At 64.9% G+C, this 24,464-nt stretch carries 25 protein-coding genes; 10 read left to right on the top strand and 15 right to left on the bottom strand.

Going from position 1 to position 24,464, the window contains the following annotated elements; all coding sequences use genetic code 11:
- Positions 1 to 8 precede the first annotated feature (8 nt).
- The 5 genes from ACNJYA_RS13935 to fliL form a co-directional block, all read right to left on the bottom strand.
- On the bottom strand, positions 9 to 206 hold the full coding sequence (locus ACNJYA_RS13935) for a hypothetical protein (RefSeq protein WP_212257961.1): 198 nt from the start codon (positions 204 to 206) through the stop codon (positions 9 to 11).
- 599 nt (positions 207 to 805) lie between these two features.
- Entirely contained in the window at positions 806 to 1,567 is a 762-nt protein-coding gene (locus ACNJYA_RS13930) for a MotE family protein (protein WP_172782879.1), read from the bottom strand.
- Positions 1,568 to 1,576: 9 nt separating this feature from the next.
- Positions 1,577 to 2,023, bottom strand: coding sequence for a DUF6468 domain-containing protein (locus tag ACNJYA_RS13925; protein ID WP_172782878.1), 447 nt, complete (start codon positions 2,021 to 2,023; stop codon positions 1,577 to 1,579).
- The gene (gene fliM, locus ACNJYA_RS13920; protein ID WP_172782877.1) at positions 2,020 to 3,222 is read right to left on the bottom strand and encodes a flagellar motor switch protein FliM; all 1,203 of its coding nucleotides are present in this window, start codon (positions 3,220 to 3,222) and stop codon (positions 2,020 to 2,022) included. Before fliM ends, ACNJYA_RS13925 begins: the two co-directional genes overlap by 4 nt.
- 19 nt (positions 3,223 to 3,241) lie before the next feature.
- The gene (fliL, locus tag ACNJYA_RS13915) at positions 3,242 to 3,739 is read right to left on the bottom strand and encodes a flagellar basal body-associated protein FliL (protein ID WP_172782876.1); all 498 of its coding nucleotides are present in this window, start codon (positions 3,737 to 3,739) and stop codon (positions 3,242 to 3,244) included.
- Positions 3,740 to 4,121: 382 nt separating this feature from the next.
- On the opposite strand from fliL, the gene flgF reads away from it, so the two are divergent.
- The 4 genes from flgF to flgH are packed head-to-tail and all read left to right on the top strand — an operon-like array spanning position 4,122 to position 7,592.
- Complete coding sequence (flgF, locus tag ACNJYA_RS13910; protein WP_439403110.1) at positions 4,122 to 4,883, top strand: flagellar basal-body rod protein FlgF; 762 nt, start codon at positions 4,122 to 4,124, stop codon at positions 4,881 to 4,883.
- Positions 4,884 to 4,899: 16 nt separating this feature from the next.
- Positions 4,900 to 5,688, top strand: a complete 789-nt coding sequence (flgG, locus tag ACNJYA_RS13905; protein ID WP_172782874.1) for a flagellar basal-body rod protein FlgG — start codon at positions 4,900 to 4,902, stop codon at positions 5,686 to 5,688.
- A 10-nt stretch (positions 5,689 to 5,698) separates the two neighbouring features.
- Positions 5,699 to 6,823, top strand: coding sequence for a flagellar basal body P-ring formation chaperone FlgA (gene flgA, locus ACNJYA_RS13900; protein ID WP_439403109.1), 1,125 nt, complete (start codon positions 5,699 to 5,701; stop codon positions 6,821 to 6,823).
- A gap of 4 nt (positions 6,824 to 6,827) precedes the next feature.
- Positions 6,828 to 7,592, top strand: coding sequence for a flagellar basal body L-ring protein FlgH (gene flgH, locus ACNJYA_RS13895; protein ID WP_172782872.1), 765 nt, complete (start codon positions 6,828 to 6,830; stop codon positions 7,590 to 7,592).
- Between the two features lie 193 nt (positions 7,593 to 7,785).
- Here flgH and ACNJYA_RS13890 read toward each other — a convergent pair whose 3' ends face one another.
- The 3 genes from ACNJYA_RS13890 to ACNJYA_RS13880 form a co-directional block, all read right to left on the bottom strand.
- Positions 7,786 to 8,346, bottom strand: coding sequence for a hypothetical protein (locus ACNJYA_RS13890; RefSeq protein WP_271501339.1), 561 nt, complete (start codon positions 8,344 to 8,346; stop codon positions 7,786 to 7,788).
- A gap of 78 nt (positions 8,347 to 8,424) precedes the next feature.
- A complete protein-coding gene (locus ACNJYA_RS13885; protein ID WP_172782871.1) occupies positions 8,425 to 9,204 on the bottom strand; it encodes a 2-keto-4-pentenoate hydratase in 780 nt (259 codons plus the stop codon).
- Positions 9,205 to 9,221: 17 nt separating this feature from the next.
- Complete coding sequence (locus ACNJYA_RS13880) at positions 9,222 to 10,313, bottom strand: SDR family oxidoreductase (RefSeq protein WP_439403108.1); 1,092 nt, start codon at positions 10,311 to 10,313, stop codon at positions 9,222 to 9,224.
- A 94-nt stretch (positions 10,314 to 10,407) separates the two neighbouring features.
- On the opposite strand from ACNJYA_RS13880, the gene ACNJYA_RS13875 reads away from it, so the two are divergent.
- Entirely contained in the window at positions 10,408 to 10,644 is a 237-nt protein-coding gene (locus ACNJYA_RS13875) for a winged helix-turn-helix transcriptional regulator (RefSeq protein ID WP_439403107.1), read from the top strand.
- Positions 10,645 to 10,927: 283 nt separating this feature from the next.
- Here ACNJYA_RS13875 and dksA read toward each other — a convergent pair whose 3' ends face one another.
- On the bottom strand, positions 10,928 to 11,293 hold the full coding sequence (dksA, locus tag ACNJYA_RS13870) for an RNA polymerase-binding protein DksA (protein ID WP_246571501.1): 366 nt from the start codon (positions 11,291 to 11,293) through the stop codon (positions 10,928 to 10,930).
- Positions 11,294 to 11,510: 217 nt separating this feature from the next.
- On the bottom strand, positions 11,511 to 12,122 hold the full coding sequence (locus ACNJYA_RS13865) for an NAD(P)-dependent oxidoreductase (RefSeq protein WP_172782867.1): 612 nt from the start codon (positions 12,120 to 12,122) through the stop codon (positions 11,511 to 11,513).
- Between the two features lie 163 nt (positions 12,123 to 12,285).
- Here ACNJYA_RS13865 and ACNJYA_RS13860 point away from each other — a divergent pair, with 163 nt between their 5' ends.
- The gene (locus ACNJYA_RS13860; RefSeq protein WP_025037390.1) at positions 12,286 to 12,657 is read left to right on the top strand and encodes a winged helix-turn-helix transcriptional regulator; all 372 of its coding nucleotides are present in this window, start codon (positions 12,286 to 12,288) and stop codon (positions 12,655 to 12,657) included.
- Between the two features lie 153 nt (positions 12,658 to 12,810).
- On the opposite strand, the gene ACNJYA_RS13855 is transcribed toward ACNJYA_RS13860, so the two are convergent.
- Positions 12,811 to 13,224 (bottom strand): flagellar assembly protein FliX, encoded by a 414-nt coding sequence (locus ACNJYA_RS13855; protein WP_172782866.1) that lies wholly within the window; start codon positions 13,222 to 13,224, stop codon positions 12,811 to 12,813.
- A gap of 286 nt (positions 13,225 to 13,510) precedes the next feature.
- On the opposite strand from ACNJYA_RS13855, the gene ACNJYA_RS13850 reads away from it, so the two are divergent.
- The 4 genes from ACNJYA_RS13850 (at position 13,511) to ACNJYA_RS13835 (ending at position 16,031) form a co-directional block, all read left to right on the top strand.
- On the top strand, positions 13,511 to 14,635 hold the full coding sequence (locus ACNJYA_RS13850; RefSeq protein WP_036027924.1) for a flagellar basal body P-ring protein FlgI: 1,125 nt from the start codon (positions 13,511 to 13,513) through the stop codon (positions 14,633 to 14,635).
- Complete coding sequence (gene flgJ / locus ACNJYA_RS13845) at positions 14,635 to 15,003, top strand: flagellar assembly peptidoglycan hydrolase FlgJ (RefSeq protein WP_172782865.1); 369 nt, start codon at positions 14,635 to 14,637, stop codon at positions 15,001 to 15,003. The genes ACNJYA_RS13850 and flgJ overlap by 1 nt, the downstream gene beginning before the upstream one ends.
- Before the next feature lie 11 nt (positions 15,004 to 15,014).
- Positions 15,015 to 15,512 carry a hypothetical protein gene (locus tag ACNJYA_RS13840; protein ID WP_439403106.1) on the top strand — a complete coding sequence of 166 codons (498 nt, stop codon included), beginning with the start codon at positions 15,015 to 15,017 and terminating at the stop codon, positions 15,510 to 15,512.
- Between the two features lie 159 nt (positions 15,513 to 15,671).
- Entirely contained in the window at positions 15,672 to 16,031 is a 360-nt protein-coding gene (locus ACNJYA_RS13835; protein ID WP_172782863.1) for a hypothetical protein, read from the top strand.
- A gap of 159 nt (positions 16,032 to 16,190) precedes the next feature.
- Here the strand turns inward: ACNJYA_RS13835 and flaF are convergent, their stop codons facing one another.
- From flaF to ACNJYA_RS13815, 4 genes are all read right to left on the bottom strand, one after another.
- Positions 16,191 to 16,559, bottom strand: coding sequence for a flagellar biosynthesis regulator FlaF (gene flaF, locus ACNJYA_RS13830; RefSeq protein WP_018642830.1), 369 nt, complete (start codon positions 16,557 to 16,559; stop codon positions 16,191 to 16,193).
- A gap of 293 nt (positions 16,560 to 16,852) precedes the next feature.
- Positions 16,853 to 19,147 (bottom strand): DUF1522 domain-containing protein, encoded by a 2,295-nt coding sequence (locus ACNJYA_RS13825; protein WP_439366637.1) that lies wholly within the window; start codon positions 19,145 to 19,147, stop codon positions 16,853 to 16,855.
- Between the two features lie 219 nt (positions 19,148 to 19,366).
- On the bottom strand, positions 19,367 to 21,646 hold the full coding sequence (locus ACNJYA_RS13820) for a DUF1522 domain-containing protein (RefSeq protein WP_172782861.1): 2,280 nt from the start codon (positions 21,644 to 21,646) through the stop codon (positions 19,367 to 19,369).
- Positions 21,647 to 21,975: 329 nt separating this feature from the next.
- A complete protein-coding gene (locus ACNJYA_RS13815) occupies positions 21,976 to 24,255 on the bottom strand; it encodes a DUF1522 domain-containing protein (RefSeq protein ID WP_260379927.1) in 2,280 nt (759 codons plus the stop codon).
- Between the last annotated feature and the right edge of the window lie 209 nt (positions 24,256 to 24,464).

Raw genomic sequence — 24,464 nt, 5'->3', positions numbered from 1 at the left:
TGGCGTCTTCAGTGCTGGTTCCCGGCGCCATCGGGCGCCGAGGCGCTCTCTTCGCCGAGAGAAGATTCATCGTCGCTGCCGTCCTCGCCATCGGGCGGCGCCGCATGCTGATGGCTCAGTGCGGATGTCCATGCGGATGTCATCGCCGCTGTGAGCAGGCGGTTGACGGCCTCGATGACGCGCTCTGCTGCGGACGAGTAGTTCATCGCCTCCTCCTGCGCTGCCGACTGCGAATGGCCGAAGCGTAGGACGGCGCCTTGAGCGCCACTGTACGCCACTTCACACCTGCGCGCGTCAACTCATCGCAGTCCCAGAGGATGCCGCCTGCTCCGGCTGCATCCGGCACGGGATTCTGATTTCCACCTTGTCGAGTTGCCGAGCGTGCGCACTCACAACCTTCGGCTCGTTGCGGTTGGCGCGCGACTCTGAATCAGATGTGACTCTCGGCGATGCAAATCGCATTGGTTAGCTCTGGGGGTAATCAATGAGCGGAGAAGCCGGTTGCATTGTGTGTAGCAGGGCAAGAGCGGTCGTCGCGATCGTCCCGATCGCCAGAGGATATGCCCTGAAGACATATGAGTGCGCCTGTTGCCACAGCACCCTGCAGCTCGTGACCCGCGTCTCGAAGGGGGCGCTGATCAAGCAGCAGGTCAATATCCTCGCTCGGGTGGAGCAGCAGTTGCGCCCGCCTGCTCGCAGGGTGCAACAGGCCTTCGCGAATTAAGCGCGCGAGGCGTCTCGCTGGGCTCCAGTCGAACGACCGCGCGACAACGCGCGAATCGAAAGCGCGCTTCGCCTCGAGCCCTCAGTTCGGCTTTTGCGTCGGCTTGCCGTCGATCTTGGGCAATTCGCCCGCCGAGGCGGACTGGTCGCCGCCGCCATTGGCGCGGCGGGCCATCTCGACGGTCAGGCGCTCGGCGGCCTCGGACGACATCAGCCCCAGGATGTCCGACATCTTGCGCGGCGCGATGGCCGAGGCGATCTCGATCAGCACGCCCATTTCGAGCCGGTCGAACACCCGCGCGGCATCCTTCGGCTTCATGCCCTCATACATGGTCACGAGGCCCTTCATGCGCTGGGCTTCGGCGGCCTTCTGCTCGGCCTGCGTCGCGGAGATGCGGGTTTCCACCGCCTTCATCTCCTCGACCTTGCCCTCGATGCGCTTCTCGGCCGACTTGAGCAGGCTTTCGCGGATATCGATCTCGCGCTGGCGAGCCTCGATCTCCTGCCGCCGCGCCTGCAACCGTTCCAGGATCGCGCGCTCGGAGGCCGAGACCTGCGGCTGGCCCTCCTCCACCTTGACCACGGTGCCCTCGGGCTTGGTCTCGGGCGCGGCGGGCTTCGGCGCCTCCTTCGGCGCGCCATGGGTCGAGCCGGTGATGATTTCCGGCTCCTCGCGGCCGGGGAAATTCAGGTTCTCCTGCGCCCAGGATTTCTTGGTCTGGTTCGGCTTGTAGTCGAAGACATAGCCGCCGTTGATCGCGAGGCCCACCACCTTCAGCGTGGCGAGGCCTGCGACGGCGACGAGGACGACCGGAATGACGCGGATGTTACGAAAGGACTTCATACCCAGGCTTCATGCGGCAAGGCCGTTGGATCGTCGGCGCTCGGAGAAGGCTTCGGCGGCGGCCGCCACCGCCTTCGCGGTCGACGGCTTTGCCGCGGGCGCGGCGACCGTCTCCGGATTGGTGACGGGACGCGCCGCGATCGCGATCTTGGACAGGCGCCGCACCACGTTGTCGGCCTCGCCGAGCTGCTTGTAGAGCTGGTCCGACATCTGCGTCGCGGCGGCGAGCTGGCTGCCGAGGTTCTCGTTGACGTCGCGCACGGCGAGCTTCAGCCCGCCGATCGCGCGCTCGGCGATCTCGGTCGCGGTGATCAGCTCGCCGATGACGGCCTTCAGCGAATGCTCGTCCGCCTTCAGCCGCGTCAGGCGCTTGTTGAGCATGACGCAGTAGACGATCGTCAGCATCAGCAGGATAGCCACCAGCGTCTCGATCGCCATTCCCAGGGAGTGGTTCATGGGGCCTCCATCATCTTGTTCTGCTCGTCAACCTTCTCGAACATCGCAAGTGTCGTACTTGGCTTGCGCAAGGGTTTCGTCACACGGATCGCGACACGGTCACCGACCCGGCCCATCCGCCCCTCGGTCAGCGTGACGTCGCCGCAGCGCACGGTGACGTTGGCGTCGGCGCGCATGTCCAGCGGCAGCGTGTCGCCGACCTTGAGCCGCATGAGCTGCTTGAGCGGAATGTCGGCCTCGTAGAGCACGGCGTCGACCGCGATCTCGGCCTGCACGATCTCGGTGGCGAAATGGCCCTCCCAGACCGGGTCGCGGCCGAACTTTTCGCCCATAAACATCTGGAGCAGGACGCCCCGGATCGGCTCGATGGTCGCGTAGGGCAGCAGCAGCTCGACGTTGCCGCCGCGGTCTTCCATGTCGATGCGCAGGCGCACCAGGATCGCGGCGTTGGCGGGACGGCTGATCGCGGCGAAACGCGGATTGGTCTCGAGCCGGTCGATCGTGAAGGTCACCGGCGACAGCGGCCGGAACGCCTGCTCGGCGTCGGCCAGCACCACCTCGACCAGCCGCTTGACCAGCTCGGTCTCGATCGTGGTGTAGGGCCGGCCCTCGATGCGCAGCTGGCTGGTGCCGCGTCGGCCACCGAGCAGCACGTCGATCATCGAATAGATCAGGTTGGAATCGACCGTCGCCATGCCGAAGTTCTCCCACTCCTCGGCCTTGAACACGGTGAGGACGGCGGGCAGCGGGATCGAGTTCATGTAGTCGCCGAAGCGCACCGAAGTGATGCGGTCGAGCGAGACTTCGACGTTGTCGGAGGTGAAATTGCGCAAGGACGTCGTCATCAACCGCACCAGGCGGTCGAAGACGATTTCGAGCATCGGCAGGCGCTCGTAGGAGACCATCGCCGAATCGATGATCGCGCGAATGCCGGAATGGTCGTCGAGCGTGACGTCGCCGACGGTGAAGCCGAGGAGATTGTCGATCTCCTCCTGCGACAGCACACGCTCGCCGGAATTCTTGCCGCTGCCGAGATCGCGGCTGCCGTCCTCGACCATGGCCGCCCATTGCAGGGCCATGGTCTCGGACAATTCGTTCTCTGCGGCAGCCTTTGCCGCCTCGGCGGGATCCTCGCTATCGAGCGAGGCCTCCCACTGGGCGGCAATTGCATCCTGGTCGACTTGGTCGTTGCCCGCCATGATCCCTAGTCCGTCATGCTCACTGGACCACGACTTCCTTGAACAGCACGGCGCTGACCTGGACCGGGGCGACCGCCGCGTTGACGCGCTTGGTCAGCTCCTCCTTGAGGCGGAAGATGCCGGCCGAGCCGTTGAGGTCGGACGGGCGCAGCTCGCGCACATAGGTCTGGAAGATGTCGGTGACACGCGGCATCGTCGGCTTGATCGCCTCGATCTGCTTCTCTTCCTTCAGCTCCAGCACGATCTTCAGCCGCAGATATTGCACGCGCTCGCCCGGCGCACCGGCAAGGTTGACCATCATGTCGGGGACGTCGACGAAGGCCGGCGGCTTCGGCGGCGGTGCGGCCTCGGCATGATGCTCGTCGCCGCCATGACGGAAGAAGAAGAACCAGGTCGCGGCGCCGCCGCCGAGGACGGCGAGCGCGCCGACGACCATGATGATGAGCTTGAGCTTGTTCTTCGGCGGGGCGGCTTCCGCGCCATCAGCGGCTGCGCCGCCTTCGTCATTCTCTGCCATGGTCGCCGCGCCCGTTCATCTCTCAAAGGGGTCGAAAGAGCGAAGCCTCCTGGCAGACAATGACGCGATACGAATGCCCCAGCGCAATGCGCTCCTCTGATGCGCAAACGCTACGGTAATAATGGTTAACGGAATCTTTCGATTGGGCCTTTGCTAGGAAAAATCTGCCGGGCAAACATGGCTAACAGAACCTTTCTGCCGCCCGTTCGCGCCCCTCAAAAATCTGCAAGATATTGAGAAAACTCATCTTTTTTGGTTGGCACGGCTTTCGCTGAGGAAGGGCCGAGACCACACGGTTTGGGAGAACCGACGGTCTCGGTCACGGGGTCCGCCAAGGCGCTTGGGAGAGCGAAATGGCAGATCCGCTCAGGGGAGATTTCCGATGCAGAACGCGCTTCTGATCGGCTTGTCACGGCAGATGACGTTGGAGCGGCAGATGGATGTCATCGCCAACAACGTCGCCAATGCCAACACCAACGGCTTCAAGGCCGACCATTCGCTGTTCGAGGAGTATCTGAACTCGAACGCGCGTGAAGACAATTTCATCGGTCGCGACCGCCGGGTCTCCTATGTCCAGGACCGCGGCACCTTCCGCGACATCGGCCAGGGGCCGATGGAGGCCACCAACAATCCGCTCGACATCGCGATCAACGGCGGCGCCTATTTCGCGGTGCAGGCCAATGGCGGCGAGCTCTATACCCGCGACGGCAAGTTCTCGCTCAACAGCACCGGCCAGCTCGTCACCGCCGACGGCAATCTCGTGCTCGGCAATGCCGGCCCGATCACCTTCCAGCCGACCGACCACGACATCAACGTCGCGCCCGACGGCACCGTCACGGTGCTCGAGGGTACGGCCAAGACCGACTCGATCCGCGGCAAGATCCGCATGGTGTCGTTCGACGATCCGGCCAGGCTGACCAAGCTCGGCGCCAATCTCTATGCCGCCGGCTCGGCAAACCAGCAGGCCGACGCCAAGTCCACACTGCAGCAGGGTTACATCGAGAAGTCGAACGTGAACGCGGTCGGCGAGATGACCCGCATGGTCGAGGTGATGCGCAGCTACACCGCGATCGCCAACCTGCTGCAGCAGCAGAGCGACCTCCACAAATCGGCGATCGACAAGCTCGCCGACGTTCCGGCCTGATTGAAGGAGAACTGAGATGCAGGCGCTTCACACCGCAGCGACCGGAATGGCGGCACAGGAACTCAACGTTCAGGTGATCTCCAACAACATCGCCAACCTCCGCACCACCGGCTTCAAGAAGCAGACGGCGGCATTCCAGGACCTGATCTACGAGCACGTCCGCCGCGTCGGCGCCCAATCGTCGGACCAAGGCACCATCCTGCCGGTCGGCGTCGACATCGGCGGCGGCGTCAAGACCGTCGGCACCCCGCGCAGCATGACGCAGGGCACGCTGTCGCAGACCGGCAACGACCTCGATCTCGCCGTCTCGGGCGAGGGCTTCTTCAAGATCCTGATGCCCGACGGCACCTTCCAGTACACCCGCGACGGCACCTTCCAGATGGACAATCAGGGCCGCGTCGTCACCGCGCAGGGCAACCCGGTGCAGCCCACCATCACCATCCCGAACAATGCCTCGGGCATCAGCGTGAGCGAGCAGGGCCAGGTCTCGGTGACGCTGCCGGGCTCATCGACCTCCTCGATCGTCGGCCAGATCGGCATCACCCGCTTCATCAACAAGGCGGGCCTGCAGCCGGTCGGCAACAACCAATTCACCGAGACGCCCTCGTCCGGCGCGCCGCAGGACGGCACCGCGAACTCCGAGGGCTACGGCAAGATCACGCAAGGCAGCCTCGAGCAGGCCAATGTCGACGTCGTCTCGGAGATGAGCGACCTGATTGCCGCGCAGCGCGCTTACGAGATGAACGCCAAGGTGATCAGCGCCGCCGACCAGATGATGCAATCGACGACGGCGCTGTTCCGCTGAGGTGATGACGATGATCCGCGCCACCCTCGCCACAATCTCGACCCTTCTCGCGCTGGCCTTGCCGGCAGCGGCCGCCGACGATTTCATCGCCGCGCCGACGCTGCGCGCAAGCGTCACGGTGACCTCGGACGTGGTGCGGGTCGGCGATCTCATCGACAACGCCGGATCCGCCGCGCTGATCCCGGTCTACCGCTCGCCCGATCTCGGCACCACCGGCACGCTGACGGTCGGCCAGGTGCTGTCGGTGTTGCGGGCCAAGCAGGTGATCGGCGTCATGACCGGCGACATCAAGGAGGTGCAGGTCACCCGCCTCGCCCGCACCCTCGCGAGCAAGGATATCGAAAACGCGGTCGCCGCGGCGCTCGAGCGCCGCTTCGGCCTCGGAGACGCCGCCAACCTCACCATCACGTTCGACCGCAGCGTCGCCGAGATGCGGCTGGACGCCTCCAACAGCGGCGCGCTGCAGCCGGTCGCAACCCGTTATGATGCCCGCAGCGGCCGTTTCGACATCGCCTTCGAGATCGCCAACGACGGCAATGCCGCGCCGACCAAGCTGCGCTTCGCCGGTACCGCGATCGAGACGGTGGAGGTGGCCGTGCTGACCCGCGACATCGACCGCGCCGAGCTCCTGAAATCCTCCGACCTGTCGTTGGAGCGCCGGCCGAAGGCCGAGGTCGCCGGCGAGCCCGCCTCGCGCGACCGCAGCATCGGCATGCAGCTGCGCCGAGGAATGCGCGCGGGTACGCCGATCCGCGCCGCCGACCTCGTCAGACCCGACTTCGTGGTGCGCGATCAGGCCGTCACCATCATCTACCAGGTGCCCGGCCTCTATCTCACCACGCGCGGCAAGGCGATCGAGAGCGGCGCCGAGGGCGACACCGTCAGCGTGCTCAATCTGCAGTCCAAGCGCACGCTGACCGGCGTAGTCACCGGCCGCGGCCAGGTGACCGTCCAGGGCGCCAGCCAGTCGGCGCCGATGGCGCCGGCGGTCGAGCAGACCTCGTCGGTCAAGCGTGACGCCGTGCCGGCGGCCGCGGCCCTGGCGCAGAGCCTGATCCAGACGCCCACGGCCGAGATCGCCCAAGCCCAGATTCCGCAAGTTCGCCTCTCGCAGGCTCCAGCCAAGTCAGAGTAGATTCATGTCCACGTTCAGTTCGGCCTCCCGCCTTCGTCGCATCGCGATCTCCGCCCTGCTGCTGGCGACTTGCGCATTGGCGAGCGGCTGCTCCTCGATCGACCGCCTGTCGCAGATCGGCGAGCAGCCGAAGCTGTCGGCCATCGACAATCCGACCACGCAGCCCGGCTACAAGCCGGTGCAGATGCCGATGCCAAAGCCCGAGGTGGCCTCCTACAATCCGAACTCGCTGTGGCGCAACGGCAGCCGCGCCTTCTTCAAGGACCAGCGCGCCCGCCAGGTCGGCGATCTCCTGACCGTGACCGTGAACATCACCGACAAGGCCAACATCGAGAACGACACCTCGCGCAGCCGCACCAACAAGGAAGATTCGGGAATCACCAACTTCATTGGCGCCCAGACGATCACCCAGGCCAACAAGATCCTACCGGGCCGGGTCCTGACCGCGGACTCGACCTCGTCGAGCGAGGGCAAGGGCAGCGTCGACCGCAAGGAAGCCCTGCAGACCAACGTCGCCGCCGTGGTGACCCAGGTGCTGCCGAACGGCAACCTGGTCGTCGAAGGCAAGCAGGAGATCCGCGTCAACTTCGAGATTCGCGAGCTGATCGTCGCCGGCATCGTCCGCCCCGAGGACATCCAGAGCGACAACACCATCGACTCCACCAAGATCGCCCAGGCCCGCATCGCCTATGGCGGCCGCGGCCAGATCACCGACGTGCAGCAGCCGCGCTACGGCCAGCAGGTCATGGACGTGCTGCTGCCCTTCTAAGCCTCTTCAAGAGCTCCCACATCGTGCTCGCGAAACCTAGGCGCGAACGACGATGTACAACGCGGCCTCCGGTAGCTCCCCTGCCGGAGGCCGCATGTATTTCTGCCAAAGACAGACAGCATCGCCGCCCTACACACAGCTATTGCGAGTGTCTCTTCCTGGAAGCCAAAAAGGTCAACATGCACTCGTATTATCACCAGAATTTCCAGAACGGCCGCCGGGCCGAAGCGGTCGCGGCGAGCACCGTATAGGTTTCCTCGGTCTCCCATACGTAGTTTTGATCGTATCGGAAGCCGGTGATGTGCTCGGTGAGCTTCACCGGAATGTCGAAAAAATCCTGGTCCAAGGCGCTCAATTCTTCCTGGTCGCGACGCAGCTTGTCGAAGAGCGGCGGCAGATCCCCGCTGGATTTGAGGTTAGTGGTGTCGACGTCGCCGCTGTGCTGAAGCGACCAGCATTGTCGTCCATCACGCCAGACCTGCGCGTGCGAGAACATCACGTGTTCTTCGACGGAGAGGACGACGATCTCCGCGCTCGCGGATAGCTTCACCAGAATGGCCGGTGAAAACCGCCGTTCGTCGCAGGTGTTCGACCAGATCAGAGCATATCCAGAGGGTAGCGTCGCAGTTACAAAAGCCCCACGCTCAACCAAAGGGGTCGAGCGGCGCTCTTCCGTGGTTGCAAGCTCGACAGAGTCGAGGACTTCGGCGATCTCCCGTCCCCGAACGAAGAGCAGGCAGATTGATACGCCCATGCGTATGCTCCTCTCGGTGGAACATCCACTCTCTGTCTGTCCCGAAGCCCGCAACGACGAATTGGTGATCCGGCCCCCTCACGTAAACTCCGCCTCCACGACGCCGAGCCCGTCCAGCTCCATGCGCACCTTGTCGCCGGCCTTCAGCCACAGCGTCTTCACCAGACTGCCGGTGAGCACGAGCTGCGCCGCGTGCAGCCCCTTGCCCTCGGCGGCGAGATGGTTGGCGAGCCAGGCCAGCGCGTTGTGGGGATGGCCGAGCACGTCGGCGCCGGTGCCGTGGCTGACCTCCTCGCCGTTGACGATGGCGCGGCCTTTGACCGCCTTCAGGTCCGGCACCGACGAGCGCGGGACCGAGGGACCCAGCACGCAGCCGGCGGCGAAGAAATCGTCGGCGATCAGGGTCGGCGCGCCCATCGTCTCCCATTTCACGTAGCGGTCGTCGACGATCTCGATCGCGGGATGGTAGGACTCGACCGCCTCGCCGACCCATTCGGCCGTGAACGGCGCTTCGCCGGCGGCAAGGTCCCGCTTCAGCCGCACCGCGATCTCGCATTCGACGCCGACGCGGACATAATTCGAGGCGGCGAGCTTGGCGCCGCTGTCATGGACCCCCTTCTGGAACACGCCGCCGCCGCAAGGGTGCGGGATGCCGATATAGTCCTGCATCACCTGGCTGGTGCAGCCGATCTTGTAACCGACGAGCGGGCCGACATGCGGCAGCAGCAGATCGTGCAGGGTGCGCTGGACCTGATAGCCCTCGGCTTCATCCGCAGGGGGACGCTCCAGCGCCGCGAGTGGGGCATGGTTGCGGCGCGCCAGCGCGATCGCCTTTGCGGCTTCGAGAGTCTTGTTCATCGGCGCCGCCTCCCACGCTACGCAGTCCAAGGCGGCACTTCAGCATCCCAGCTCCGGCCTGACAAGCGCAGGTGGCGTCCCTCAGCTCTTGACGAGCCGAGCCGGATCAGGCTCTCGGCGGTCGCAAGGATCGCCTCCTCGTTGGAGCGCGCCTGCCAGCCGAGCAGCGACCGGGCCTTGGCGCTGGTGGAATGCCTGACCTTGCCGAGCATCGGCACCACCGCACGCAGCAGCGGAATCCGGCTCGCGGCCAGCCGCACCAGCCAGTCCGGAGCCTGGAGCCGCGGAACCCGGCGCGCCCGCGGCCCGAGTTCCCGGCGGAGCACGCGGGCGATGTCGAGGATCGACATCGTCTCGCCGGAGACCGCGATGAAGCGCTCGCCTTTCGCCTCCGGCGCGGTCATCGCCCGCAGGTGCAGCTCGGCGACGTCGCGGACGTCGACCACGCCGAAATAGACGCGCGGCACGGCCGGCATGGCACCGTCGAGCAGCGACCTGACGATCTCGATCGAGCCGGAAAAGTCCGGCCCCAGCACGGGCCCGAAAATGCCGGCGGGGTTGATCACCGACAGTTCCAGCCCATCGCCCTCGCGCGCGACGAAATCCCAGGCCGCTCGCTCGGCCAGCGTCTTGGACTTGACGTAGGGTTGGCCGTCGACACCGGCGAGATTGGTCCATTCGGTCTCGTCGAACGGCTTGTCACGCGGCGGATGGCCGTAGCCGATCGCGCCCAGCGACGAGGTGATGACGACCCTCCTGACGCCGGCTGCGCGCGCGGCCCGGAGCACCCGGAGCGTTCCGTCGCGGGCCGGAATGATCATCTCGTTCTCGTCGGTTGGCACGGTGGTCGACAGCGGGGACGCCACGTGGAGAACGTAATCGCAACCCGCGACCGCCGCCTGCCAACCGTCGTCCCGGATCAGGTCGGCGTTGAAGAAGGCCACGCTCTCGGGCGCTGCTGCCCCGCCCTCGCGCAGCATGGCGAGCACATCGGCCTGACGCTCCGCCCGGCGCACGGTCGTCCGCACGGCGTGGCCGGCGGCCAGAAGTTGCAGGACGACATGGATACCGACGAAGCCCGACCCGCCGGTGACCAGAACAGTGCTCATGACCAGCTTCCCCTCGTTGCACGGACCGGCAAATTGGTTCGGTGGCCCCTGCACAGGCACGCATCTGGTCACTATGGCCTGGCGGACAAGTAGAGTGGAAGTCGAGACCGGTATGGAAAACCTGACCAGCGTTTGCGACGGCGACTCCACGGAGCTGCGCGAGCTCGAGCGGGACGGCCTCGTGTCGCGCACTGCTTTCGCGGAGAAGCCGATGAGGGTCGAGTACGAGCTGACCGATGCGGCCTACGGCCTGTTGCCGGCGTTTAAGGAAATATTGAGCTGGTCCAGGCTTTATGGGGATACACGTCTTGAGACGTCGCAGCAGGCCTGATTGCAGCGATGCTTGATGCAGCTGGATCAGCGTCTCAACTTCAGAGTCGATCTCGTTGATGCGACTCGCAAAACCTCCCGCACCTGAAGTGAAGGCTGTTTCTCATCCGAACTCACGTGAGCTCGGAGCAATCCAGTCTAGCCCGTTGATCGCGATTCACTTTTCGCGATCGCACCGTGGCCATGGTCGGCGCGACGGCAAGCCGCGGGCAATATGCCGAGCACGGCGCGAAACGGCGCCTTGCGTCCAAAAACAAAGAGCCGCATCTCTGCGGCTCGGACCTTTATTCGTCGCGATAAACCTTCTCGCGTTTCTCGTGGCGCTCCTGCGCTTCCACCGAGAGCGTCGCGATTGGCCGGGCCTCGAGCCGCTTCAACGAGATCGGCTCGCCGGTTTCCTCGCAATAGCCGTAGGTGTTGTCCTCGATACGCTGGAGCGCGGCGTCGATCTTGGCGATCAATTTGCGCTGGCGGTCGCGGGCGCGGAGTTCGATGGCACGGTCGGTTTCGGACGAGGCCCGATCGGCGAGATCGGGGTGGTTGACGTTCTCCTCCTGCAGGGCTTGCAGGGTGAGCTTGGACTCTTTGAGGATCTCATCCTTCCAGGCGAGGAGCTTCACACGGAAGTACTCCTTCTGCCGGTCGTTCATGAAAGGCTCTTTGTCGGTCGGTCGGTAGTTTTTCAACTTTTCCAAGGGAGGCCTATCTTCTTAAGTAACGACTCGTGGACGGACCGAGGTCCGTTGAGCCGGGCCTTATATAGTGGCCTCCCGTGACAGACAATATTTCCCTCACCGCCCGGTCCTCGCCCCCAAGCCCTTGCACAGGAAGGTTTATCCCTGAGGGCTCGGAGGCTGACGGCGGGCCTTAATAGCCGACCGTGAAGCGCTGCTTCAGGTGGGCTGGCCGTTCGATCTCGTCGGCAAGCGCAATGGCGTAGTCGGCAAAGGTGATCCAGCTCTTGCCGTTCGCATCTGCGAGAAGCTGATCGGTCCCGAGCCGGAACTTGCCGGTGCGTTCCCCCTCCACGAACAGCGCCGAGGGCGAGATGAAGGTCCAGTTCAGGTCCTTTTCCTGCCGCAGCAGGTCGAGGAAGGCCGATCCTGCCTCCGCTTCAGCCTTGTATTGGGCTGGAAAATTGGGAGTCGTGACCAGCTTCACGCCCGGGGCAACCTCGAGGCTGCCGGCGCCGCCCACCACGAGGTAACGCCCGACCTGGGAGTCCTTCGCCGCACCGATCAGCTTGAGCGGATCACTGGCCAGAAAGTGCACGGAACTCACGGCGACGTCGTGACCGGCCCACAGCTTGGCAAGGCCCGCCTGGTCGAGCACATCCCCCTTGGTCGGCGTGACGTTCGGCAGGGCTGCGATCTTCTCGGGGTTCCGGGCGATGGCCGTGATGGCGTGGCCGCGGCGGGACAGTTCCTTGGTGATCTCCGAACCCGCCCGGCCCGAGGCGCCAGCGACTGCGATTTTCATGGAAGGCTCCTTTGCTTCTGTGGTAACTAACGGAGACTAGATATCGCCAAGAATGCTGGTGTTAAGAGAGCACTTTGTGCTTACCTGATTACGCTGAGGTAACTGATCGCATACAACCGACATGCGGACCCCAAGCAACGGTATGGATCTCCGAGGACCGACGATGAAACCCGACGTCTACGCAGCGAACTGCCCCACCCGCCAGATCCTCGATCGCGTCGGCGACAAATGGGCGGTGCTGATCCTCTTGCTCCTGCGCGAGGAGCCGATGCGTTTCAATCAGTTGCGCCGCACGATTGAAGGCATCTCGCAGAAGATGCTGAGCCAGGTTCTCAAGTCGCTCGAACGCGACGGCCTGATCAGGCGCCGTGCCATAGCGACCGTGCCGGTGACGGTGGAATATTCGATCACCCAGCTCGGCCTGACGCTGGCGGCGGCGGTGGATCCCTTACGCGATTGGGCCGAGCAGAATCTGAAAGACGTGCTCGCCGCCCAGCGCCGCTACGATGCGCAGTTGAAGGAAGAGGCGGCGTAGGCGCAGATGCGAGATCCTTGCTCGCCAACCCAACTTGGGTGTCATGCCCCGCGAAGGCGGGGCATCCAGTACGCCGCGGCCTATCGGTTCAATGACAACTTTCTCTGGAATACTGGGTCGCCCGGCCAAGCCGGCCGACGACACCCTGCGCGACTACCCCTGCCCGGCCTTCGCCAGCTCGACCTCGACGCGCAGCTCGATCTCGGAGAGCACTGCATCAAGACCGGCATCACCCGAGGACGATTTCAGGTTCGCCGCGGCATCGCGCAGCCGCATCACGGTCGAGGCGTCGAGATTGCCCGACAGTAGCCCCATCTTGAGATCGTCGAGCACGTCGAGCGCAGTCCTGCCGCGGGCGACCGAGCGTTTGCGACGCTCGACCGGATCCTCTTCGACACCCTGCAACGCCAGCAGCGCATCGATGTTGGCGGCGGCCTTCGGTGCGGCAGCGTTCCGCGTCTCCTGCGCCGATGAGGTGTCGGGCAGCACGAAGGTGCCGGAGCCCGTCCGCTTGGCCTGGCTGGCCGGCGCTCCAAGCGTGGTGCCGTTCGGTCCGTAGATGCGCATCGGAAAGAATCCGGGTGATCGATGCCTCACCTTCGCTGTCTTATGGTTAACGGTGCGTAAACGGCCCGGCAAAATCTGCCGGCAGGCGGCAGTTTCGCTCCTCAGGGCGAACGAGTGCTGACACCGGTCGAAACAGATTTATTCAACCTATTCAGCCACCTACCCTCGCTATCAGGCGTTGGCACAGCGCTCGCAAGGAAAGCGCCGGACCAGCTCGTCATGGGAGTGTCGTGCAAGTCCTTTCCGATTTGAGGGGCCTTTTTTGAGGGGGCCTTGGGGAGCAGAGATGCCAGGCGTTCGTTGGGTGAGGATTGTTGGGTTGGCCTGCGCCGCGCTGTCGGCGCTGGCGCTGTCGGTCACCTCGGCGGCGGCGACCTCGCGCATCAAGGACCTCGCCAATATCGAGGGCGTGCGGCAGAACCAGCTCATCGGCTACGGCCTCGTCGTCGGCCTCAACGGCACCGGCGACACGCTCAACAACATCCCCTTCACCAAGCAGTCGCTGCAGGCGATGCTGGAGCGCATGGGCGTCAACATCCGCGGCGCCACCATCCGCACCGGCAACGTCGCCGCCGTGATGGTCACGGGCAACCTGCCGGCCTTCGCCACCCAGGGCACGCGCATGGACGTCACCGTCTCCGCGCTCGGCGATGCCAAGAATCTGCAGGGCGGCACCCTGCTGGTCACTCCCCTGCTCGGCGCCGACGGCAATGTCTATGCGGTGGCCCAGGGCTCGCTCGCGATCTCCGGCTTCCAGGCCGAGGGCGAGGCCGCCAAGATCGTGCGCGGCGTGCCGACCGTGGGACGCATCGCCAACGGCGCCATCATCGAGCGCGAGATCGAGTTCGCACTCAACCGGTTGCCGAACGTCCGCCTGGCGTTGCGCAACCCCGACTTCACCACCGCCAAGCGCATCGCGGCCGCAATCAACGACTATCTGGGCGTCAAGACCGCCGAGCCGATCGATCCTTCGACGGTGCAGCTGTCGATTCCGCCCGAGTTCAAGGGCAACGTCGTCGCCTTCCTCACCGAGATCGAGCAGCTCCAGGTCGACCCCGATCTCGCCGCCAAGATCGTCATCGACGAACGCAGCGGCATCATCGTGATGGGCCGCGACGTCCGCGTCGCCACCGTCGCGGTGGCGCAAGGCAACCTCACGGTCACGATCTCCGAGAGCCCGCAGGTGAGCCAGCCCAATCCGCTGTCGCGCGGCCGCACCGTGGTCGCGCCGCGCAGCAGTGTCACCGTCACCGAGGACGGCAAGAAGCTGGCGCTCGTCAAGGACGGCGTCTCGCTCCAGCAGCTCGTCGACGGCCTCAACGGCCTCGGCATCGGCCCCCGCGACATGATCAGCATCCTCCAGGCGATCAAGGCCGCGGGCGCCATCGAAGCCGATATCGAGGTGATGTGATGCAGACCAGCGCGATCAACACCCCTCGCCTCGCCACCAATTCGGCCTTCTCGGTCGAGAGCCGCAACGGCCGGCCGGACTTCGAGCTCGCCGCTGCACTCCAAAAGGTCTCGCCGCAGCAGCAGGCCAAGGCTCAGAAGACCGCCACCGACTTCGAGGCGATGTTCCTCAACAGCATGTTCGCGCAGATGACCTCGGGCCTGAAGGGCGAAGGTCCGTTCGGCGACACGCCCGGCACCGGCGTGTGGCGCTCGATGCTGACCGAGCAATATTCCAAGAACTTCGCCAAGGCCGGCGGCGTCGGCGTCGCCAGCGACGTCTACCGTACCCTCATCCTGCAGCAGGCGAAAACGATCCGGACGGCATAAGGTCAAACGAGATGAACCACTTCAACGCCTCACGTCAGCCGATGCAGACCCAGCGTCCGAACAGCGCCCCCGTTAGCGGCGAGGCGCGCAAGCTCGCCGAAGAGCTGATGGATGCGATGAGCGCCCTGCTCGCGCTGATCGAGCGCGAGACCGAGCTCGTCCGCGCCGGCAAGGTCCGCGAGGCGATGTCGTTCGAAGGCAAGAAGCAGGAGCTGTCGCGCAACTACGTCGCTGCCGTCAGCCAGTTGAAGGCCAACCAGCCGCAACTCGCGAAGTCCGCGCCGGAGCTGCTCTCGACGCTGCATCGCCACCACGATGCGTTCCGCGCGATGCTCCAGGTCAATCTCACCGTGCTCGCCACCGCGCACGCGGTGTCCGAGAGCGTCGTGCGCGGCGTCAACGCCGAGATCCAGAAGCGCAACGTGCCGAACACCTATACGGCCGCGGGGCGCCGCGCAGCGCCGGGTCCGCGCCATATCACCCCGCTGGCGGTCAGCCGCTCGCTCTGAGCGGGCAGGAGAACAGCCGACAATTTTAAGAAAAACCGCGCGGCCACGGCGTCGCGCGGTTAGGCACGTTTCCTTACCGGGTCTTCAGTCCTGGTGTTCCATGCTTGCGCGATTAGAGGGGTTGGGATTTGACTCACGTAAGGCAACCAGGAGGCTGCCATGAGTACAGATTTCAGCATCAGGCCGGTGGGGATCCCGGCCCCCATTCAGATCGTGACGACGTCCAACGCGGCGGCGAACGAGGCCGTGCAAACCGATCTTCCGGTGAGCCAGACGGTCGCCGCAGCCGATACCGGCGCGCCGGTGCGCAATGATGTGCCGAACCACGAGAACATCTCGCGCCAGGTCGTGTTCGACCAGGCGGCCGCGTCCTTCGTCTTTCAGGTCGTCAATGACAGGACCGACACGGTGGTGAACCAGTTCCCGGACGAGGCGATGCTGCGCCGGCGTGCCTATTTCCATGCACTGGACATGAAGTCCGAGCCCTCGCGTCCGCTCAGCACCGACGTCAGCGCCTGACGATCACGAGATCGATGCCGTAGTTTCTGCTCTGCGTCTGGCCGTCGCCGGTCAGCGCGGAGTTCGCATGCCGAGGCAAGACCACCAGCCGCGATTAGATCCTGCCGACATTGAGAGTTTTCGCCGATGTGCTCGTGATGGCGACCATCACGAATCCGGTCACGGCCGTCCGGACAGGCCTGCCGCGATATTGCGGTTGATCTCGATCAGCGGACGGAAGTGATCGAACTGCGGGCTCATCTGCAGCGCGGCGGTCTGGCTCAGCACGAACACGCTGATGTTGGCGATCTTCTGCCGGACGTCGATCGGCTGCGGATTGCTGTCACGCATCGCCTCGCTCAGGAAGATGGTCCAGAGCTTGCGGTTGAACATCAGGGCCTGCATGGTCTGCTCGCTGAGCGGATCGGCGTTGTTCACCGCGTCCTGGAGCTTGTTGGCGGCCTTGAGCAGAGTCTGCGCCTCGATGTCGCGAGGAGATGCGGTGGTGGTTGCAACACGCGCATAAGCCGAGGCAGCGGAATTCGACATCAATCACACCCTGGAGGTTACCTAGCGCGTTGTACGCGCTTAAGGATTTCTTTCCCAACCCTAGGCAGCACCGCTTAAGATTTGCTTACGTACCGTGCTTGGAAGCACTCCGCAGAATTACGGGGCGCGGAGTCCTTCGTCAGCGCGACGCTAGATGCACGCATGCACGATGTAAACTTGCTCGTCGTGACGCGCGTCGATCTCAGCTAATCTTGTCTTAGCGATCTCCCTCAAAAGAGCGGCGGAGCGTCAGCCCCGCCGCGAAATCTCCAATAGCGAAGTTGCGCTGCGGATTAGCGGAGCAGCTGCAGCACGCTCTGTTGCGACTGGTTGGCCAGCGACAGTGCGGACACCGCGATCGACTGGCGGGTCGACAGCGCCTGGCTGTTGGCCGCTTCCTCGTTGGTGTCGGCGAGCGTCAGGTTGGACGAGCCGGTCTGCAGCACGTTGATCAGGTTCTTGGAGAAGTCCTGACGCACCTGCACGATCGACAGGTTCGAACCGAGCGAGGAGCCTTCGGAGCGCAGCGTGCTCGAGGCGGCGTTCAGGCTCGCCAGCACCCTGTTGGTGGCGCCGTTGTCGATGAAGTCGACGCCGTTGACGAGGTTGCTGAGGCCGAGGCCGGCCGCGTTGAACACCACGCCGTTGATGCTGAGCGTCGAGCTGCCGGTCTCGTTGAAGACCAGCTTCAGCGTGTCGCCGTTGAGCAGGTTGACGCCGTTGAAGGAGGAGTCCTGCGAGGTCGTGTCGATCTGCGCCAGGATGTTGTTGAACTGGTTGACCAGGTTCGAGCGCGCGGTCTGCGCGACGGGATCCTGAACCGGCGGCTGCGCCGTGGTGAAGGCGAGGACGCCGGTGATGGTGCCGCCGACCGTGCCGCCGGCAGTGGTCGAACCCAGCGTCGAGGAGGCGTATTCGTTGACGGTGGTGACCGTCAGTACGCCGTTGGCGTCGATCGTCGCGGTCAGGTGGTTGGCCTGAAGCTGCGCGTTGAGCTGGTCGAGCGTCTTGACGGTGCCGTTGGTGCCATCGCCGAAGGTGACGTTGACGGGTGTGCCGCCGTTGAAGGAGGTGAAGGTCAGCGTCTTGCCGCTGATGCCGCCGACGCCCGAGGTGCGCGCCGCGGTGAAGGCGGTCGCCGTGCCGGTGTTGCCGCTGAGGCCGAACGCGCTGAGCGCGTTGCCGGTGCCGGTGATCGAGAGGTCGGCGTTGACGCCGGTCGAGAGCGACAGCTGGCCGCTGGAGTTCACCGACGACGGGATCTGGCCCGACGTGGTCGTGATGGTCGCCGACCCGTTGAAGATGCTGGCGGTCTTGACGCCGGTGGCGAGGTCGATCGAGTTGAGCAGGTCGGTCAGCGTCGCACTCTGGAGATAGACGGTCGAATTGCCGTTGCCGTCGGTGACGACGTTGCCGCTGACGCCAAAGCCGTTGGCGACGCTCGCCGCCGATTGCGGGGTCTGCGCATTCTTGAAGGTGATGGTGTGGCCGTCGATGTTCAGCGTCGAGCCGTCCTGAACGAGAGTGCCGAGCGAGCCGGCGGTGGTCGACCGGTTCGCAGTCACGGTCGCATTGCCTGCGCCGGTCGCCGCCGTCAGACCGAGCTTATTGAGGAAGTCAGCCTTGCCCGTCAGGCTCAGATCGGCGCCGGTCGAGCTCTTCAGCGTGATCTGGCCGCCGCCCGAGATCGAGGATGCCACCTGGAGTGTGCCGACGGGACCGGCCGCGCCGCTGACGGCGATGGTCGCCGCGCTCGCGCTGATAGTTGCAGTCTTGACGCCGCTGGCGAGGTCGATCGCGGTGAGGACGTCGTTGATGGTCGCACCGGGCGCAGTCGGCGTTCCCTCGTAGACGATCGAATTGCCGTTGCCGTCGGTGGCGATGTGGCCGCTGGCGTCGAGACCCCAGCCGGTCGGCTGCGAGCTTGGCGCGACGCCGGTGCGGAAGGTGATGGTCTTGCCGTTCACCGTGATGGTGTCGCCATCGGCGGGCGGCGTGCTGAAGGTGGTCGATGCCGTGGTGCCGAGCAACGTCGCGGTGCCGGACAGCGCGGTGGTGCCGTCGGCGGCGAGCGCGGCCGTGCCGGTAAAGGTGCCGGCCGTCGAGCCCAGCGAGGCACCGAGTGCGGCGGTTCCCGTAACCGGGGTCACGCCGCCGGCCGCGCCGGTATAGAGCACGTTGCTCTTGGCGGTCGCGCTCGCATAGGAGGTCGTGCCGCGCAGGTCGGCGGGCGTCGCGCCGGGAATCGTGGTGGAGACGTTCGACTTGGTGGAATAGCCGACCGTGGTCTGCAGCGCCTGGTTGGCGATCGATTTGGCGCTGTCGATCAGCTTCTGCAGCGAGGTGATGCCGGTGTTGGCCGCCTGCAGCACCTGGACACCGTTGTTGATGCCGTCGAGCAGGTTGCTGATGTCACTCGCCCGGTTGTCCAGCCCCTGCGCCGTGAAGAAGTTGGTGGGATTGTCGAGCGCCGTGTTGACCTTCTTGCCGGTCGACAGCCGCTCCTGCGTCGTGGCCAGCAAGTCGGCCGTCGACTGCAGCGACAACAGGTTCTGGCGAACGGACGCCGAGAGAACGATGTTGGACATTGGCGAGTCTTCCTCTTGAACCGGATACGAATCGGCCGCGCGGACTGGAAAGCGGGCCTTTTGTCCAGTTTTAGGAGGTGTCCTTTAAAGTATGGTTAACGCCGGTTTAAGGGATAGGGTTAATGGCGAATGAACGCCCCTGCCCGCCCCGGACGCAAAAAAGAGCGGCGGGGCAAGAAGCCCCGCCGCCCGATTTTATTCAGTTATTTCAGTTGCTTGTTAGCGGAGCAGCTGGAGCACGCTCTGCTGCGACGTGTTGGCCAGCGACAGCGCGGAGACCGCGATCGACTGCCGGGTCGACAGCGCCTGGCTGTTGGCCGCCTCGACGTTGGTGTCGGCCAGGGTCAGGTTGGACGAACCGGTCTGCAGCACGTTGATCAGGTTCTTGTTGAAGTCCTGCCGGATCTGCACCACCGAGAGGTTCGAGCCGAGGCTCGAGGCCTGCGAGCGCAGCGTGCTCGAGGCGGCGTTCAGGTTGGTCAGCACCCGATTTGCTGCGGCGTTGTCGATGAAGTCGACGCCGACCGTCAGCGAGGCGAGGCCGAGACCCTTGGAGTTGTAGGTCACGCCCGTGATGTTCAGGCTCGACTTGGCGGTCTCGTCGAACACCAGCTTGAGCTGATCGCCGTTGAGCAGGTTGACGCCGTTGAACGAGGAGTCCTGTGCGGTGGTATCGATCTGGTTGAGGATGTTGTTGAACTGAGACACCAGATTGGCACGCGCCGTCTGGGCAACGCCATCCTGGACGGGGGTGGAAGCCGTCGAGAAGGTCAAGGCCGAGGTGAGCGTGCCGCCGATCGCACCGCCGGCCGCCGTCGAGCCCAGCGTCGAGGACGCATAGTCGTTGGATGCCGTGATGGTCAGCAGGCCGTTGGCGTCGATCGTTGCCGACAGGTTGTTGGCCTGCAGCTTGGTGTTGAGCTGATCGAGCGTCTTGACCGTGCCGTTGGTGCCGTCGCCGAAGGTGACGTTGACCGCCGTGCCGCCGTTGAAGGAGGTGAAGGTCAAGGTCTTGCCGGCGATGCCGCCGATGCCGGAGGTGCGCGCCGCCGTGAAGGCGGTGGCGCTGCCAGTGTTGCCGGCGAGACCGAACACGTTCAACGCGTTGCCGGTGCCGGTGATCGAGAGGTCGGCGTTGATGCCGGTCGAGATCTTGAGCTGGCCGGACGTGTTGATCGTCGAGTTCGACTGGCCGGTGGCGGTCGCGAGCGTCGCGGTGCCGTTGGCATTGACCGTCGCGGTCTGCACGCCGGTGGCGAGGTCAATCGCCTTCAAGACGTCATTGACCGTGCCGCCCTGCAGATAGACCGTCGAGTTGCCGTTGCCGTCGGTGAGGACGTTGCCGCTGGCACCATAACCGGTCGGAACGCTCGGAGCACCGGTCGAGCCCGGGATCGGCGCGTTCTTGAAGGAGATGACGTGGCCGTTGACGTTCAGCGTCGAGCCGTCGGCGATCGTCGCACCGAGCGAGGTTGAGCTCGTGGTCCGGTTGACGCTCACGGTGGCGTTGCCGCCGCCCACCGAGGTGGTCAGGCCGAGCGCCTTGAGCAGGTCGGCCCTGCCGGTGACGTTCAGATCCGCACCCGTCGAGCTCTTCAGCGTGACGGCGCCCGCACCAACGCTCGAAGCGGTCTGGTTGACGCTGGTCGCGATCGTCGCCGCACCGGAGCTGATGGACACCGTCTTGACGCCGCTGGCGAGATCGACCGCGGTCAAGAGATCGCTGACGGTCGCAGCCGGCGTGCCGGCGGTGCCGAGATAGACCGTGGTGTTGCCGTTGCCGTCGGTGACGAGGTTGCCGCTGACGCCCGAGCCGGCCGCAACCGCACTCGATGCCGGAGCAGCGCCGCTGCGGAAGGTGATGGTCTTGCCGTTGACGGTCAGCGTGTCGCCGTCGGCGGGCTGGGCGTTGCTGGCGAGGCCCGTTGCAGTCGTGCCGTTGGTGGCGATCAGGGTGATGGCGCCGGTCAAGGCCGTGGTGCCGTCGCCGGCCGTTCCCGCCGTACCCGTGAACGAGCCGATGGTAGCGCCGAGCGTCGTGGTCCCGTTCGCCGCGGTGGTGCCGCCGGCGGTGCCGTTGTAGAGCACGTTGCTGCTCGCCGTCGCGCTGGCGAAGCTCGTCGTGCCGCGCAGGTCGGCCGCCGTCGCACCGGCGATGGTGGTGGAGACGTTCGACTTGGTGGAGTAGCCGACGGTGGTCTGCAGCGCCTGGTTCGCGATCGATTTCGCGGAGTCGATCAGCTTCTGCAGCGAGGTCAGGCCGGTGTTGGCAGCCTGCAGCACCTGCACGCCGTTGGCGATGCTGTCGAGCAGGTTGTTGATGTCGCTGGCGCGGTTGTCGAGCGACTGGGCGGTGAAGAAGTTGGTGGGATTGTCCAGGGCCGAGTTGACGCTCTTGCCGGTCGACAGACGGTTCTGTGTAGTGGCGAGAAGATCGGCGGTGGACTGGAGAGAGAGCAGGTTCTGGCGAACCGACGCAGAGAGAACAATACCGGACATGACTCTTACCCTTCTGGCTTACGCGTCTTCGTTCGATCGCTTCCGGATCGAGTGACGGGGCCAGCGTGCCGTGACATGGCTAACAAAGGGTGAAATGCATGAAGCCCGCATAAGCGCCGGTTCACCATAAGCGAGTCGAACGTGCGGGCACGGCTCGCAATCCATCTGAAATCATTGGCAATTCCTGACGCTTACGCTCCATTAACCATAACCGCTGGTTACTTTTTCGAGAGGCGCCTGCCCTCTCGAAGTCTCCGAGCAGTGACCAAAAAGAAAGCGGCGGGGCCGAAGCCCCGCCGCCGGATCTTGCTTGCGATGTCGCCCGCGCGTTAGCGGAGCAGCTGGAGCACGCTCTGCTGCGACTGGTTGGCCAGCGACAGCGCGGAGACCGCGATGGACTGGCGGGTCGACAGCGCCTGGCTGTTGGCCGCCTCGACGTTGGTGTCGGCCAGGGTCAGGTTGGACGAGCCGGTCTGCAGCACGTTGATCAGGTTCTTGTTGAAGTCCTGACGAACCTGCACGATCGTCAGGTTTGAACCCAGAGCCGAAGCTTCCGAACGCAGCGTGCTCGACGCGGAGTTCAGGTTGGTCAGCACCTTGTTGGTGGCAGCGTTGTCGATGAAGTCGACACCGCTGGTCAGCGCGGCGAGGCCAAGACCCTTGGAGTTGTAGGTCACGCCCGTGATGCTCAGGCTCGACTTTGCAGTCTCGTCGAACACCAGCTTGAGCTGGTCGCCATTGAGGAGGTTGACACCGTTGAACGAGGAGTCCTGAGCAGTCGAGTCAATCTGCTGGAGGATGTTGTTGTACTGATTGACCAGGTTCGCACGCGCCGTCTGGGCAACCGTATCCTGGACGGGGGTGGAGGCCGTCGAGAAGGTCAGAGCCGTCGTCAGCGTGCCGCCGATCGCACCACCTGCGGCGCTCGAACCGATGGTCGAGGACGCGTAGTCGTTGGTGGTCGAGACCGTCAGCAGGCCGTTGGCGTCGATCGTTGCCGTCAGGTTGTTAGCCTGCAGCTTGGTGTTGAGCTGATCGAGCGTCTTGACGGTGCCGTTGGTGCCGTCGCCGAAGGTGACGTTGACCGCCGTGCCGCCGTTGAAGGAGGTGAAGGTCAAGGTCTTGCCGGCGATGCCGCCGATGCCGGAGGTGCGCGCCGCCGTGAAGGCGGTCGCCGTGCCGGTGTTGCCGGCGAGGCCGAGCGCGTTCAGGGCGTTGCCGGTGCCGGTGATCGACAGGTCGGCATTGATGCCGGTCGAGATCTTGAGCAGGCCGGAGGCGTTGACCGACGAGTTGGTCTGGCCGGAGGCGGTCGCGAGCGTCGCGGTGCCGTTGGCATTGACCGTCGCGGTCTGCACGCCGGTGGCGAGGTCGATCGCCTTCAGCACGTCGTTGAGCGTGCCGCCCTGCAGATAGACCGTCGAGTTGCCGTTGCCGTCGGTGAGGACGTTACCGCTGGCACCATAACCGGTCGGAACGCTCGGAGCACCGGTCGAGCCCGGGATCGGCGCGTTCTTGAAGGAGATGACGTGGCCGTTGACGTTCAGCGTCGAGCCGTCGGTGATCGTCGCACCCAGCGAGGCTGAGCTCGTGGTCCGGTTGACGCTCACGGTGGCGTTGCCGCCGCCCACCGAGGTGGTCAGGCCGAGCGCCTTGAGCAGGTCGGCCTTGCCGGTGACGCTCAGGTCCGCACCCGTCGAGCTCTTCAGCGTGACGGCGCCCGCACCAACGCTCGAAGCGGTCTGGTTGACGCTGGTCGCGATCGTCGCAGCACCCGAGCTGATGGATACCGTCTTGACGCCGCTGGCGAGATCGACCGCGGTCAAGAGATCGCTCACGGTCGCAGCCGGGGTGCCGGCGGTGCCGAGATAGACCGTGGTGTTGCCATTGCCGTCGGTGACGAGATTGCCGCTGACGCCCGAGCCGGTCGGAACGGCGGTCGAGGCCGGAGCAGAACCGCTGCGGAAGGTGATGGTCTTGCCGTTGACGGTCAGCGTGTCGCCGTCGGCGGGCTGGGCGTTGCTGGCGAGGCCCGTTGCAGTCGTGCCGTTGGTGGCGATCAGGGTGATGGCGCCGGTCAGCGCCGTGGTGCCATCGCCGGCCGTTCCCGCCGTACCCGTGAACGAGCCGATGGTAGCGCCGAGCGTCGTGGTGCCGGTCGCCGCGGTGGTGCCGCCGGCCGCGCCGCTATACACGACGTTGCTGCTCGCCGTGGCGCTCGCATAGGACGTCGTGCCACGCAGGTCGGCCGCCGTCGCACCGGAGATGGTGGTGGAGACGTTCGACTTGGTGGAATAACCCACCGTGGTCTGCAGCGCCTGGTTCGCGATCGACTTCGCGGAGTCGATCAGCTTCTGCAGCGAGGTGATGCCGGTGTTGGCAGCCTGCAGCACCTGCACGCCGTTGGCGATGCCGTCGAGCAGGTTGTTGATGTCGCTGGCGCGGTTGTCGAGCGACTGCGCGGTGAAGAAGTTGGTGGGATTGTCCAGAGCCGAGTTGACGCTCTTGCCGGTCGACAGACGACTTTGGGTGGTGGCGAGAAGATCAGCGGTGGACTGGAGGGAGAGCAGGTTCTGACGAACCGATGCGGAGAGAACAATACCGGACATTGAGTGTTACCCTTCTGGTACGCAACGCAACAAACTTCGATTAGGATTAATCGATGCTCGGGACGGTGGACGTTGTGGGCTAACAAAGCATGAAGCGTGTCGCTGCAGTCCTCGTCCGGATTCACCATAAGAGCGATGCAGCCAGATCGGCTCGGCCCCTATCATCATGATCGGATGATGTTTTTCATGCACCGGTGAAGCGTTTGCTA

This window comes from Bradyrhizobium sp. BLXBL-01, from assembly GCF_051853025.1.
Lineage (GTDB): Bacteria > Pseudomonadota > Alphaproteobacteria > Rhizobiales > Xanthobacteraceae > Bradyrhizobium.
This window is presented reverse-complemented; position numbering and strand designations above follow the sequence as displayed.